Here is a 12,864-nt window from a genome sequence, read left to right on the forward strand (position 1 = left end):
CGACCAGCAGCACTCGGTCCTCAGGGCCCACCGCCGTCCGCTGCAGACGCAGCTCCTGGCGAGTACCCCGGTAGTCGGGGTCGCTGCGCCGGGTAATCTTCTTCCCAGGAAAGATTCCCCTCGCCCTTGCGTCCGCGACGAAGCCGACGCCGAGCTCGACGGCGGCTGCAGCGCCGAGCAGGAATCCACGTGACTCGATACCGCAGACTGCGGTGACGCCGTCTTCCCGGAACGGCCCGGCCAGTCCGCGGGCCACCGCAGCGAACGCTTCGGGGTCACGAAAGATCTGCCAGACGTCGGCGTGGCCGCCCATCCAGCGGAAGCGGTCGAGGACCAGGCCGCGTGCGTGAGACATCATGATCGTGAGTCTGCGGACGGACTGACAGCCCAGGCAACTGGATTCTCCGCTCGGGCAACGCACACCGGCGGGCGGCACCCCACACCTTCGCCGCAATCCTCATCTGGGCCCGACGCCAATCACAGGGGACAGAACCCAGTCGTGGACCTGTCGTGGCCCTGGGCGCGTGGAACGGCCGCGAAGGCACTCCCCCGAGCCGCCCCCCTGCCCGTCACTTCGCACCACCCTCGCTCCGTGCAAGTTTTCGCAGGCGCCGGTTCACCGCAGTCACGCCGCGGCCGTGGCGCGCGAGCCCCTCCCACGGCTTCTTCTCCAGGCGATCGCCGAGGTCAGTCACCGTCCACCGGCGTGCGGTCACTTCGGGGTCGTCCAGTTCGTCCCAGTCCAGCGGCACGGCCACGGGCGCGCCCGGCCTGGACCGGACGGCGAACGGCGCGACGACGGTCTGGGCGTAGCCGTTGCGCGCGACATCCAGATACAGGCGCCCCTTGCGGGCGTTCTTACGGGGCTCGGTCGTCAGCTCCTGCTCGTACCGCGAGGCCAGTGTCCGGGCCATTGCGCGGGCGAGCGCCAGCACCTCGTCGGCATCGTCCCGCCGGTTCAGCGGCACGACGACATGGAGCCCTCGTGAGCCTGTGGTCATCAGGCCCGAGGGGAGCTCCAGCTCCTCGAGCAGTTCGTGCAGGCGCTGAGCCGCTCGGCGTACCGGTTCGAAGTCGTCAGCGGGCGGGTCCAGGTCGAAGACCAGGCGGTCGGGGAGGCGCGGTTCGTCGGCGCGGCTCAGCCAGCGGTGCGGGGTGACGCACGCCTGGCCGGCGAGATAGACCAAAGTTGCCGTGTCATCGCAGACCACATGCGTGACGTCGCCATCTTCCTTGGCCACCGTGGCACGATGGATCCACTCGGGGAAGTAGTCGGAGGCCGCCTTCTGATAGGAGCGGTCTCCGTCGGTGCCGTCCGGCATCCGCTCGAGCATCAGGGGTCTGCCGCGCAGCTCGGGCAGCATCCGCGGCGCCACACGCCGATAGTGCTCGGCGAGATCGGCCTTCGTGATGCCGTCCCTCGGGAACAGCACCTTGTCGGCCCGCTTGACGGTGACCGTGCGTCGCCCGATCCGTAGCCCGACGTCTGAACTCACACCGCCTCCTCCTTCACCCCAGTGCTCTCGTTGTCCCCTCCCCTGCTTCCCAAGCCGGATCAGGGAAGCGGAGTGCCTCCGGTGGCGTTCATGATCTCCGCGGTGATGAAACTCGCGTGCTCAGAAGCCAGGAACACATACGCGGGGGCCATCTCCGCCGGCTGCGCAGGGCGGCCCAGCTGCGACGTCCGGCGCAGGTTGCCCCCTGGGATGGAGCTGCGGGCACGTCGCCAAGAGTGGACACGTCCTGCCGTGGTCACTATCGAGCCCGACGCTCGGTGAGCGCCGTACGGGCTGCCTTCGTACGGACTGCTCGGCAGTAGAGCGATCGCACGTAGGAACAGCGCCATGGCCGTACCTCGATGAAGCCGCTGACCTTACGGAAACCGCTCCCTGGCCGCCGCAGAGCACGTCGGCATGGGCCACATGCTCGTAAGAACAGTTGCTCACAGCGGTGTCCTCCATTGCCTCCAAACTCCCGCCACCGGAGAAGTTCAGACAGTCCTGCCAGTAAGCCAGGCCGGTAATGATCTCCAACCCTGCCTTCAAGTCGCCAGCGATCACACCGCCCTGTCCCTCGGAACTTGCGAACACCACGGGCCGCCGCCCGTCCTCGTCATGGCACAGAAAGAAGGTTCCGCCGGTCCAGTCACCGGCGATGGCGTCCAGAGCGGCACCCGAGGCCGCTCGGACCGCCTCACCGTGATCTTTGCGGAAGATCCCGAACTCGAAAGACGAATGCAGCAGGTCAGCGATGCCGGGGGTGTCCCGGATCAATGCGAGCAAATGATCGGTTGAGGTCACGGCGCGGACCCTAACAGGAGCCACTGACACGGCCTCGGCCTCTCGTTGATCTAGTTCAGAGAAGCTTGTGTCCAAAGCCCTGATCGTCCACATGACAGAACGTCCCCGGTTTGTCGAAATCCGTGACAACCTCCTCACACGCATCATGGAAGCCAAAAGGGGAAGGCTGGCTCGGCGAGATCGAAGGGCTGCACAGCAGCCTGACCCACGCCGGGGAGGGGGGTCGGACGAAAGCGTGGACCAGCCCGTGGGTATGGGAGGGCGACACTCCCTGACCTCCACGGCCCGGTTTCGCACCGCAAGCGCTACGCCGAAGAAGGCGGGACTTCCCGCATGCGGGGCCATACCCCGGAGCTGTGGGAGGACCTCTTGGACCAACACGGCCGCAGAAGACGCCCAGCCCGACGACTTCGGCGGGCGCGTTTAGTTCTGCGGCACGAGCGGTGGCGCGGCATACCGTTTGGGCAGCTTCAGGTGACGCTCGGCCATCACCGCACGCAGACGGTCCGGGTAGTCGGTGATCATTCCGTCCACTCCGTCGTCCATCAGCTTGCGCATGGTCGCCTCGTCGTCGACGGTCCACGGGATCACCTTGATCCCGGCTTCGTGCGCTCGACGCACCAACTCCCGCGTGGTGTAGGGGGCATATCCGGAATCGGTGACCTTGCCATCCTGAGGTGAGCCGTGCACGGGGGAGAAGGCGTCCGCGCCGAAGGAGGCGACGGCCGCCACCGGGTCGCCGCCGAAGTCATCGATGTCCAAACCGCCCAGCCAGGGCGAGCCACCGGGTTGCCCGGGCTGCAGGAACTGGTTGCCGTTGGTGAGCGCGACGAGGCGCAGTTCGGGCGCGACCTGGCGCATCCGCATCAGCGCCCCCCAGTCGAAGCTCTGCACCGTGACCCGCCGGGCCAGCCCTGAGGCGCGCACTTCCCGCGCTACCACCTGGACAAAGTCCTCGCGCGGCGCCGTCTCGTGCGGTGCCCCCGCCTCGACTTTCGTCTCCACGTTCAGCCCGACCCGGTGCGCCTTGCGCTCCTCGACCAGGTCGAAGACCTCCGTGAGCAGAGGCATTTGGGCCCCCGGACTCGGCCGCTGCCCCGGGAACTGCGGCAGTGTCTGCGTACCGCAGTCCAGGGTCCGTACTTGGGCCAGCGACAGGTTCACGATGTATTTACCCACGTAGGGGTACTCCGGGTCCCCCGCCGCCACCGGCCCGGTGTCCCGGCACTTCGCCGCCGAGATGCGGCGGTCGTGAGTTACCACCGCCCGCTTGTCCTCGGTGATCTGCACATCGAGTTCCAGGGTGCTCACCCCGACCTCCAGTCCGCGTGAGAAGGAGGCGAGCGTGCTCTCCACCGTCAGCCCGAGCCCGCCCCGGTGAGCCTGAAGGTCGAAGTGCCGGGGCCTGTGGCCGGGCCCGTTCCCGGCAGCCGAGGCGGGCGAGGCCGTCAGGAGTCCGGCGCAGCCAGCGGCAGCCAGTACGGCGGCCGTGACCGCTCTGTGCAGGCGCGATCTCATAGGGGAAATCCTCTCCGTCGTCGGACGACGGCCACGCCCTTCGTTCGGGTACGGCCACCGCCACCCTCACCGACCGGTCTTCGCGCAGGAGAACTTTCCATGACGCGCGCATGCCGACCGTGCCAACGTCGTGATTCGTTGAGACCCTGCCTGCGCCGACCACCAGCAGGCGCCAGGCACTACCTACGACGCCATGCCGTACCGCGTGCCAGGGTGCCTCCGCCGCCCCGCCAAAGCATCGCGCTGACGAGACGGTCGGAGGAGCGGGTGGCACCCAGCGCCCCGTCCTTGTCCCAGCCGGGCAGCAGGTCGTCACCCGTGAGCCCTCCCAGGGGCTCCGTCCCGGCGGCTGGCGGTGTGCAGCAGCACTGGGCGAGTTCGGGCGCGGTGCTGGCGAAATCGGGGCGTCAACGCGGAGCGTGGGACTGATGACCAGTGCCTCCCCGCAGCGGCGCTTCAGGTCCCGCCGGTCCGGGAAGTTTTCACGAGGGGAGTGCGCCGCGTGGCTTCAGCCGGCCGGATGGGTGGCTGTGCGGTCGCCAGCCGCGACGGCGTGCTGAGGGTCCTGGTGTCCTGGGGGGTATGTCATGCCGGGGTCGCGAGCGCGGTCGGCGTCCGGCCGCCCACGATCGCCAGGACCTCCTGGACCAGCCGGTCGTCGGTCAGCGCCTCGACCATCAACAACGCGAAGTCGACCCGCCGGGTGACATTGCCGGCGAGTACCGGGGCGCCGACATGCCGGCTCCACACCGCTGGCAGGCCTTGGCTCAGGCCTTCTTCGAGATCGCTGCCGCGCACGATCGTCGGTCGGCGACGCAGGCCCTGTGTGCCAGCCCGCCGAGGACCGCGACGACCACCCGGAGCTTTATCGTAGGTGTCGGTGCTGTCCGGCACAGGCGCCGCTGGAGGCGACCGCGCGTCGTCGCCGACGGTTTCCGTACCTGGCTTGTGCAGATCACGGGGCCGAGGTCACCTCGAGACATGTCACCTCACGGTGGTGCCCGCCGTCACATCGACCCCGCCGCCTCGTCGTCGGTCGTGATACCCAGACGGTCGGCGACAGCAGTGAGTGCCGCTCCCAGCGGGAGAGAGATCCGGATGGCAGCGTGCCGGTCACCCCTGGTCGGATCCCGGTTAATGATCAGCACGGGCGTTCCGGCCTGGTCGGCCTGGCGGACGAAGCGGAGCCCGGACATGACCGTCAGCGAGGAGCCCAGGACCAGCAGGGCCGTCGCCTCGCGGACCAGAGCCCGGCAGTGCTGGACCCGTGACGGGGGTACGGCTTCACCGAAGAACACCACGTCCGGTTTGAGGACGCCGCCGCAGACCGTGCAGGGCAGCACCTGGAACTCGCCCACCTGCTCGTCGGTGAGGTCGGCGTCACCGTCCGGGTTGATCGCGGCGTCCACCGGTCCGAAGCCCGCGTTGGCCACCTCCAGGCGCCCGGCCAGTTCGCGTCGCGGGCTGACGTGCCCGCAGGATAGGCAAACAACCCGGTCCAGGCTCCCGTGGATGTCCACGACGCCATCACTGCCCGCGGCCTGGTGCAAGCCGTCGACGTTCTGGGTGATCACACCGGTGAGCAGGCCGTGCCGCCCGAACGCGGCGACGGCTCGGTGCCCGGCGTTGGGACGGGCACGACCGAAGGTACGCCAGCCGAGATGGCTGCGCGCCCAGTACCGGCGACGGGCCTGGGCACTGCCGGTGAAGTCCTGGTAGGTCATCGGCGTGTGCCGGCTCAGGCTCCCGCCCTCCCCTCGGTAGTCGGGGATACCCGACTCCGTGGAGAGGCCGGCCCCGCTGAGCACCAGCACACCACCGGTGTCCAGCGCGTCCACGACCGGCTCCAGGGTCGTGGCGCCCGGGGACGGGTCCCCGATAGGAGTCCAGCTCAGAGTGGGGCGCATACGCATAACCCCCAGGGTACGGAACAGGCTGCCATCCCCTGCCCCGCGCCGCCAGCACCTTGCTGCGGCTGCTGCGACCCCCACGGCCGACGCCCGGACCGTGCCGCCTGCGGGGTCTCCTTCGGGCGACCGCCTGAGCACGACCTGCGCCGGATCATGGGCGCGGTGTTGTACGTGGACCGGACCGGGATCCCCTGGCGCTCTCTTCCCCACGACTTCGCGCCGTGGGAAACCGGTCACGGATACTGCGCCGCCTGGCAGAAGGACGGCGTGTTTGACCAGCTCAACGGCCTGCTGCGCCGACTTGTCCGAGAGGCCGCAGGCCGGGACGCCGAACCGAGCGCATGCGTCCTGGACACCCAGAGCATCAAGACGTCCGCCAACGTTCCGGCCACCGGCCAGGGCTTCGACGCGGGCAAGAAGATCGCGGGCCGCAAGTGCCACATCGGCGTCGACACCCTCGGCCTCCTCCTCGCGGTCTGGGTCACCGCGGCCGGCGTCCCCGACAACGCCGACGGGATCCACCTGCTCTCGCGCATCGCCAAGGCCCACCCCAGAATCACCAAGGCATGGGCCGACAGCGGTTATCGAACCAAGGCTTCGACCACGGCGCCACCCTCGGCATCGACGTCGAAGTCACCCGCCGCGACCCTGGCCAGAAGGGCTTCAAGACCATCCCCCGGCGCTGGGTCGTCGAGCCGACATTCGGCTGGCTCATGAATCACCGCCGCCTCGCCCGCGACTACGAAACCCACCCGCACCGCTGCGAAGCGATGATCCGCCTCGCGATGATCGACCTGATGAGCCGCAGGCTCACACGAGAGTCCACTCCGAACTGGAAGGACTCATAGCCGCCGAGCCACGCTGACCCGCGCGTCCTCGCCCCTCAACGCCTGCGGCCAGCGGCCATCGATGACACCCGCCATATCCCGGCAGGCGCCACAGGCGTTCTCCCGCTCCGGCAGCCACCAGTAATCCGACGGTGACATGCCGGCCACCTGGATTCCGCACAGCGTCCTGTCGAAGATGCCGAAAGCATGGGAGACGTCGACGGTGAGGCCGTCCGCGACGGCCCGCTCCCAACGCATGTCCACGGGCAAGTACGGCGGCCGCGCGACCACGAACCACTCGCCACCCACATGGGTGGAGGCGTAGCACCAGGAACAGGACCAGATCTCCTCTTCCCAGGCTGTCGGCAGTGTCGGCCATTGCCACATCGCACGTCCACACACATCGCACTCCACGGACGGATCCTCACACGCCTCCGCGTGTGTCCCAACCCGCCTCACAGCGCGAGTCATATCAAACTCTCCCGCCGGGACAAAACTCTCTTTGAATCGGCATCCGTGAAATGGATACGGAGCATCGGATTCCCCTCGCCTGCCTCGTCTTTTGCGCGTGCGCGCAAAAGTATGTGAAGGATCACAGGCGGCTGGCAAGGTCGTCTCGAATCCCGATGCAGCACTGGGCAGTCCACGAGACGAAGAGGAATTTCCGGATGCGATCGAAGATCATGAAGCGGGCGTGTGTCACCACCGCGACCGTCGCCGCGCTTACCGTCGGCTCCCTGACCGGCGCGGGCACCAGCTTCGCGGCCCCCGCCTCGTCCACGATGTCCGCAACGGCGTCGGCGGCGAGCACGGAGGCCATCGGCGTGCTCGCCGAGAACAACCTGGGACTGGACACCGCCCACGCCAAGAGCTGGCAGTGCCTGCTGCGCGACCGGGCGATCGACTATCGTTTCCCCGGCCCGGGCACCATCGACGGCAAGCTGGGCGAGAGCAGCTGGAAAGCAGCGCAGAACCTGTTCAAATACCTGAACTACTACAGCGACTCCATCGACGGAATCGCCGGCCCCAACACGATCAAGGGGCTGCAGAGGTACCTCAACCTCCACGGCGCCAGCCTCACCGTCGACGGGATGGCCGGACCCGCCACCAAGTCTGCGTTCTGGAACTTCGCCGGTACCCACCGCTGCTGACCCGCCCTCGCCTCCGACCGCACACGCGCACCGCTGCCCGTTTTCCCCTCGGGGAGGCGGGGCAGCGGCCCGTACGGCGACATGGCCGTCCTTCCCCTATGAGAACGCACAGGGAGACACACCCCATGGACTTCCCCGACCGGCACGACCTACCGGGCACCAGACACCCCGCATCCCTCTCCCCGCTGCCGCGCCGGAGTTTCCTCGGCGTGCTGGGTGCCGCGGCCGTACTGGGTACGGCAGCGCTCCCGGCCGCGGCGGCCACCTCGGCCGCCGCCTATCCGCTGCTGACCCGCGCCCAGTGGGGAGCTGACGAAGCCTTGCGCCACACCGCCGCCGGCACCGAGCGCTGGCCCCCCGCCTACTATCCGGTCCAGACCCTGACGGTGCACCACACCGCGGACGGCGGCGACAGCCTGGCCCCGGCCGCACGGGTGCGCGCGATCTACCGCACCGACGCCGCTGAGTACGGCGACCTCGGCTACCACTACCTGATCGACGCGAGCGGCCTGGTGTACGAGGGGCGCTGGTCGGGCACCGACGGGACACCCGCGCACGACGCGGCGGGACGCCTGGTCACCGCCGCCCACATCGGGGGATACAACTCCGGAAACGTCGGCATCGCCCTGCTGGGCACCTTCACCACCGCACAGTCCGCGACCCCGGAAGCGCGCGTCTCACTGGCCCGCCTCCTGGCTGAACTCGCACGGCGGCACGGGGTGGACCCGCTGGCCGACGTGGTCTACCGCAACCCCGTCAGCGACGTGGTGCGGACCGTTCCGGGCCTTGGCGGGCATCGGGACTGGGCGAGCACCGAATGCCCCGGCATGCTCCACAACGACCTGCCCTATATCCGCCGGCAGGTCGCCGAACTCCTCGCCGGTTGAGGCGGGCCGGGTGCCGGTGGCTGGGCACGGCCCCGGTGCAGTCCCTCCGTGAGGCGTTCCGTCCCGGTTTGAGGTGTCCGCTTGCAAGACGAGCGCGACTTCTGACTAGCTTTGAGGCGTCCAGGAAGCCGTATCTCAACCGATCTTGAAACGTGCAAGTCGAACAGAGTTCCTGGTCGGGTGATCTTCTGGCCGTCCGTGCATGAACGCAGGGCCTCCTGGTAGCTCGGGGACGCGATCCCACCCGAGCGGTTCCGGAGGCCCTGTTGTCGTTGTTGTACGCGCCCGAGCCCCTTCACTTCAACCCGCCTGCCGTGTCGTGCGATTGCCTCGCGCACGTGTACGGCAACGCGGCCGACCATCCGGACCGGATGCGCCCGGTATCCGTCGGACATGACGGACGCGGGGTGGGCGACTATCCGGCCTTTGCTGTCCTCGTGGTGGCCCGCCGACCGGACCGTACGGCGATCCGGGCCCGGTTGTGACGACGTGGAGCGATCGCTTCGGTCCGGACCTCGGGCCAGGACCGACCTTGGGAGCGTTACCGGTCGTGTCCTGTGACGCTCATCGTCGTTGCACGACTGAGTCGGGGCCCTTCGCATCGCTGTGTCCGGCCGTTGCTGGGGCGGTGCCGGTGATGAGGTCGTGACCGCATCCTGTCGGGCGCGGCTCGCGGCAGGTCGACGCTGAAGAAGGCGGTGGGTATGAAGGGTGAAGCGGTGAGCGCGGTTGGTCCGGTGCTGGACGTGCGGGACGTACGCAAGGGATACCGGCGGCGGCCGGTTCTGCGCGGGGTGTCGCTGGATCTCCGTCCGGGTCAGCTGGTGGGCATCGTCGGCGAGAACGGGGCCGGCAAGAGCACTCTGCTGCGGATCCTGGCCGGGGACCTCCCCGCGGACAGCGGCACGGTGGAGCGTGCGGGCCGACTGGGATGCTGTCCGCAGGAGACCGTGCTCCACCAGGCGTTCACCGTCGAGCAGCACCTGCAGTTCTTCCAGGCCGCCTACGGCATCAGCCATCTGACCCGGGCCTACGAGCTGCTGGAGGAGCTGAACTTCAGTGGCTACCGGCACGAGCGGGTGGAGACGCTCAGCGGCGGTACCCGCCAGAAGCTCAACCTGGTTCTCGCCCTGATGCATGATCCGCAGTTGCTGCTCCTGGACGAGCCGTACCAGGGCTTCGACTGGGAGACGTATCTGCGGTTCTGGGATCTGGCTGCAGCTGTGCGAGACCGGGGATGCGCGGTACTGGTGGTCTCCCACCTCGCGTACGACACCTCCCGTCTCGACAGCTTGTACCGCCTGGACGGCGGGGTGTTGCGGGAGACCGAGCGGACCGACACGATCGGGGTGGCCTCGTGAAGCGGCGGATCTGCTTCGGCACGTCGCTGCGGTTCGCGTTGATCGAGCAGGCCCGTAACCGGCTGGCGCTGCTCATCATGCTTCTGTTCGTTCCGCTGTGGACCTCGTTGGCCTACGAAGTGGTGGCGCGGACACCGCTGCGTTTCTACGTCCGGCCGGTCGGGCGTTTCGTGGTCATGGACGGCAACGTGCTGACCCAGGTCGTCGGCGCGCTGCAGGCTCTCACCCTGGTCGTCGCGTTCATGATGTTCGTCGCCACCGCTCGCTCCGCCGTTTTCGACCGGCGTCTGGTGCAGGCCGGGTTTCCGCGCTCCTCTCTGGCCCTGGCGAAGTGCGTCTCGCTCGTCCTGGTGGCGGCCGCAGTCGCCGTCTACGTCACGGCGTGGACGCATCTGTTCTGGCGGCCGGTGCAGCCGGTGCTGTTCGCCGCCGGGATGTTCACCGGGGCGCTGATCTACGGCAGCATCGGCATCGTGCTCGCGGCCGTGGTCCGCAGTGAACTGGCGGGCATGTTCCTGGCCATCATGGTCAGCTCGATCGATCTGCTGCTGCAGAACCCGCTGATCAACCCGGAATCCGACCATGCCCTGGTGCGATACCTGCCGGCCCACGGCGCGGTGCAGACCGCTGTGACGGCCGCCGGCCTGCACGCGATGCCCTGGAGCTGCCTGCTTCTGGGCTTCGGGTGGGCGCTGGGCATGGCGGCGGTCGGTATGACCGCCTTCGCTCTGCGCACCCGCGCCACCCGGTCGGCACGAGCATCCGTGCCAGGTGTGGTGTAGGCCGCTTCGGTGCCGTGCCCAGGGCCGTTCGGTGTCGTTGTGCCGGTGGGCGTATCCGCTCGACAGGTGTCGCGAGGCAGGGGGCATGAGTGTCCGAGCAGCAGACCGCGGTGATGACCGGGCAGCAGACCGCGGTGGTGACCGAAAGGGAAGCGGGCCCGGTGTCTCGTGTCCACTGCCCCGGTATTGCGGCCCGCAGCGACGCGAGGTGTGCGTGGCTCATCAGTGACGGCTTCGACCCGAGGAACTGGATGCTGGCCCTGGCGCCGCTGCTCGGATGGCACGCCGACGGCGCCACGGGAGTCGGGTGGGGCCTGTTCGCGGCCCTGTTCACCAGCGCGCTGCCCTCGGTGGCCCTTCGCCTGGGTGAACGCCGCAGCTACTGGAGCGACCGGCACGTACGGCAGCGGCGGGAGCGTTTGGTAGCCGGTCCCGTCGTCCTGGTCTCGGTCATCACCGGTACAGGGCTGCTGTACGGGCTGGAAGCCACACCTGCCGTCCGTGCACTGGTGGCGGCGATGCTGGCCGTGTTGCTGGTACTGATGGTGATCACCTTCTTGTGGAAGGTGTCGGTGCATTCCGCGGTCGCGGCCGGTGCCCTGGCGGTTCTCGCCTCGCTCTACGGGCCGTGGTGGGCACTGTCCGCCCCGCTGGTGGCGTTGATCGGCTGGTCACGGGTGCGGTTGCGGTGCCACACCGTCGCGCAGGTGGCCGTCGGAGCCTGCGTGGGCGCGGTCGTCAGCGGCGTGGCCTTCGCTCTCCTTCGATGACGGAGATGACACAGATGCGAACGTTCCTCCCTCCCAACGCCGCCGATCTCTTCCTGCGCGACCTGGAGCAGCGCGCCGACCACCCGGACGCCGCCTTGACCATCGGTGCGGTGCTGCATCTGTCGGGCGCCGTTCCCGAGCTGCTTGGCCTCCAGGAATACGTGGCCGTGCGTCTGCCTAGCCTTCCGTGCCTGACGCACGTCCTGCACGGTGACGGTCGGCAGGCTCGGTGGGTACCTGCCGTTACTGACCCAGCGCAGCACGTCGCCGCACGTCACGTGGGCAGGGGGCCGGAATCTCTCGAAGCTGCGGTGCAGCATCTGATGCGCGTCCCTTGGCCCGAGGGCGTCCCGGCCTGGCGCCTGGTCCTGCTGCACGGACACGTCCCCGACGGATGTGCGCTGCTGTACCTGACCCATCACGCCGTCCAGGACGGCGGCACCATCGTCGCGGTCCTGGAGGCCCTCTTCGGTCCGGATGCGGCTGTCGGGCCCGCGCCGGCACCGCGGACGCCTTCCGCCGAGCCGCGGCCTCGGCTGCGGCAGGTACGGCGCAGCGCTGCCATCCTGCTGCGGCATGCCCGCAAGCACCACGTGTGGACCTCGCCCGTGCAGCCGCTTTCCAGCCGCCGTCGCACCACGTGGGCCCGGGTGCCCGTGGCGTTGCTCAAGGCCGCGGCCCGTGCCGGCGGCGTCGGCATCAACGACGTCTACCTCACCGCCCTGGGCCACGCAATCGCCGGGTGGGCGAGCACCGCCTGGCCGCGTGCCGCCCGGGCCCCCATTCCAGTCATGGTTCCCGTCAGCCTTCGCACGGCCGACGAGTGCGCGGTCCCTGGCAATCGCCTCTTCCTGGCGCGGGTCGATCTTCCGGGCTGTCTCCCGCCCCTCGCCCAGCGGCTCACCGACACCAGCGCGGTCACCGCTGCTCTCAAGCTACCCGGACACCGAGCCGTACTCCGTGCGGTCCTAACCCGCCTGCCTGCCGGGCTTCTCAGGCGTCTCGTGGCCGCGAGCACCGCCCCGGGCCGGCTCACCCTCGTCGCTTCCTTCCTGGTGATGCGCAAGCGCCTCTGCTACGGCGAGGCGGCGGTGAACCGGGTCGATCCCGTCATGTGTTGCCCGCCCGGGGCGCCCCTGGCGGTCGTCATGCTGATCTACGCGGGTGAGGCGAGTCTGTGCTTCCGCACCGATGAAGCCCTCCCCGAAGCCGACACCCTGCCCGGACTGTGGCGGCAGGCCCTGGAAGACCTGTCGACAACCAGTGGCCGGCCAACGACCAACTCCGGAGCCGCTACTGCAGCAGGAACGGCAACCGCCCCGGGGCGGCCTGTGGAGTGATCTCGTCCCGGGGCGGCC

At 69.0% G+C, this 12,864-nt stretch carries 12 protein-coding genes and 2 pseudogenes; 8 read left to right on the forward strand and 6 right to left on the reverse strand.

All coding sequences use genetic code 11. The annotated features are described in order from the left end of the window. Positions 1 to 569 precede the first annotated feature (569 nt). Together ligD and AMK10_RS37165 are read right to left on the reverse strand one after the other, a co-directional pair. Entirely contained in the window at positions 570 to 1,496 is a 927-nt protein-coding gene (ligD, locus tag AMK10_RS30955; RefSeq protein ID WP_073752107.1) for a non-homologous end-joining DNA ligase, read from the reverse strand. 59 nt (positions 1,497 to 1,555) lie between these two features. Continuing rightward, positions 1,556 to 1,687: pseudogene (locus AMK10_RS37165) on the reverse strand (SDR family oxidoreductase); the annotation flags it as partial. Positions 1,688 to 2,114: 427 nt separating this feature from the next. Between AMK10_RS37165 and AMK10_RS37370 the strand changes: the two are divergent. Then, complete coding sequence (locus tag AMK10_RS37370; protein ID WP_143194995.1) at positions 2,115 to 2,294, forward strand: hypothetical protein; 180 nt, start codon at positions 2,115 to 2,117, stop codon at positions 2,292 to 2,294. Positions 2,295 to 2,723: 429 nt separating this feature from the next. Here the strand turns inward: AMK10_RS37370 and AMK10_RS30965 are convergent, their stop codons facing one another. The 3 genes from AMK10_RS30965 to AMK10_RS30975 form a co-directional block, all read right to left on the reverse strand. Continuing rightward, complete coding sequence (locus AMK10_RS30965; RefSeq protein WP_073752108.1) at positions 2,724 to 3,818, reverse strand: glycerophosphodiester phosphodiesterase family protein; 1,095 nt, start codon at positions 3,816 to 3,818, stop codon at positions 2,724 to 2,726. A 585-nt stretch (positions 3,819 to 4,403) separates the two neighbouring features. Further along, positions 4,404 to 4,616 carry a hypothetical protein gene (locus AMK10_RS30970; RefSeq protein WP_241839729.1) on the reverse strand — a complete coding sequence of 71 codons (213 nt, stop codon included), beginning with the start codon at positions 4,614 to 4,616 and terminating at the stop codon, positions 4,404 to 4,406. A 209-nt stretch (positions 4,617 to 4,825) separates the two neighbouring features. Continuing rightward, positions 4,826 to 5,731 (reverse strand): NAD-dependent protein deacetylase, encoded by a 906-nt coding sequence (locus tag AMK10_RS30975; protein WP_073752109.1) that lies wholly within the window; start codon positions 5,729 to 5,731, stop codon positions 4,826 to 4,828. A gap of 111 nt (positions 5,732 to 5,842) precedes the next feature. On the opposite strand from AMK10_RS30975, the pseudogene AMK10_RS30980 reads away from it, so the two are divergent. Beyond that, a pseudogene (locus tag AMK10_RS30980) lies at positions 5,843 to 6,576 on the forward strand (IS5 family transposase); the annotation flags it as partial. Here AMK10_RS30980 and AMK10_RS30985 read toward each other — a convergent pair. Further along, positions 6,571 to 6,969 carry a hypothetical protein gene (locus tag AMK10_RS30985; protein ID WP_073752110.1) on the reverse strand — a complete coding sequence of 133 codons (399 nt, stop codon included), beginning with the start codon at positions 6,967 to 6,969 and terminating at the stop codon, positions 6,571 to 6,573. The pseudogene AMK10_RS30980 and the gene AMK10_RS30985 sit on opposite strands and share 6 nt — an antisense overlap. 254 nt (positions 6,970 to 7,223) lie before the next feature. Between AMK10_RS30985 and AMK10_RS30990 the strand changes: the two genes are divergently transcribed. From AMK10_RS30990 to AMK10_RS31020, 6 genes are all read left to right on the forward strand, one after another. Further along, positions 7,224 to 7,706 (forward strand): peptidoglycan-binding domain-containing protein, encoded by a 483-nt coding sequence (locus AMK10_RS30990; protein WP_073752111.1) that lies wholly within the window; start codon positions 7,224 to 7,226, stop codon positions 7,704 to 7,706. 125 nt (positions 7,707 to 7,831) lie between these two features. Beyond that, positions 7,832 to 8,593, forward strand: a complete 762-nt coding sequence (locus AMK10_RS30995) for a peptidoglycan recognition protein family protein (protein WP_073752112.1) — start codon at positions 7,832 to 7,834, stop codon at positions 8,591 to 8,593. A 740-nt stretch (positions 8,594 to 9,333) separates the two neighbouring features. Beyond that, positions 9,334 to 9,954, forward strand: coding sequence for an ABC transporter ATP-binding protein (locus tag AMK10_RS31005; RefSeq protein WP_073752858.1), 621 nt, complete (start codon positions 9,334 to 9,336; stop codon positions 9,952 to 9,954). After that, positions 9,951 to 10,736: a hypothetical protein gene (locus tag AMK10_RS31010; protein WP_079180934.1), complete on the forward strand. Its 786-nt coding sequence runs from the start codon at positions 9,951 to 9,953 to the stop codon at positions 10,734 to 10,736. Before AMK10_RS31005 ends, AMK10_RS31010 begins: the two co-directional genes overlap by 4 nt. Positions 10,737 to 10,825: 89 nt before the next feature. Next, the gene (locus tag AMK10_RS31015; RefSeq protein ID WP_241839731.1) at positions 10,826 to 11,506 is read left to right on the forward strand and encodes a hypothetical protein; all 681 of its coding nucleotides are present in this window, start codon (positions 10,826 to 10,828) and stop codon (positions 11,504 to 11,506) included. Positions 11,507 to 11,511: 5 nt separating this feature from the next. Next, a complete protein-coding gene (locus AMK10_RS31020; protein WP_158070912.1) occupies positions 11,512 to 12,846 on the forward strand; it encodes a wax ester/triacylglycerol synthase domain-containing protein in 1,335 nt (444 codons plus the stop codon). Positions 12,847 to 12,864 lie beyond the last annotated feature (18 nt).

Origin of the sequence: Streptomyces sp. CB02058 (assembly GCF_001905505.1) — a bacterium.
GTDB lineage: Bacteria > Actinomycetota > Actinomycetes > Streptomycetales > Streptomycetaceae > Streptomyces.

What these genes read in the sequence shown, in the direction of transcription:
- AMK10_RS37370 (WP_143194995.1), top strand. Translation starts at nt 2,115, where the DNA reads ATGGCACAGAAAGAAGGTTCCGCCGGTCCAGTCACCGGCGATGGCGTC.
- AMK10_RS30965 (WP_073752108.1), bottom strand. Translation starts at nt 3,818, where the DNA reads ATGAGATCGCGCCTGCACAGAGCGGTCACGGCCGCCGTACTGGCTGCC.
- AMK10_RS30975 (WP_073752109.1), bottom strand. Translation starts at nt 5,731, where the DNA reads ATGCGTATGCGCCCCACTCTGAGCTGGACTCCTATCGGGGACCCGTCC.
- AMK10_RS30990 (WP_073752111.1), top strand. Translation starts at nt 7,224, where the DNA reads ATGCGATCGAAGATCATGAAGCGGGCGTGTGTCACCACCGCGACCGTC.
- AMK10_RS30995 (WP_073752112.1), top strand. Translation starts at nt 7,832, where the DNA reads ATGGACTTCCCCGACCGGCACGACCTACCGGGCACCAGACACCCCGCA.
- AMK10_RS31020 (WP_158070912.1), top strand. Translation starts at nt 11,512, where the DNA reads ATGACACAGATGCGAACGTTCCTCCCTCCCAACGCCGCCGATCTCTTC.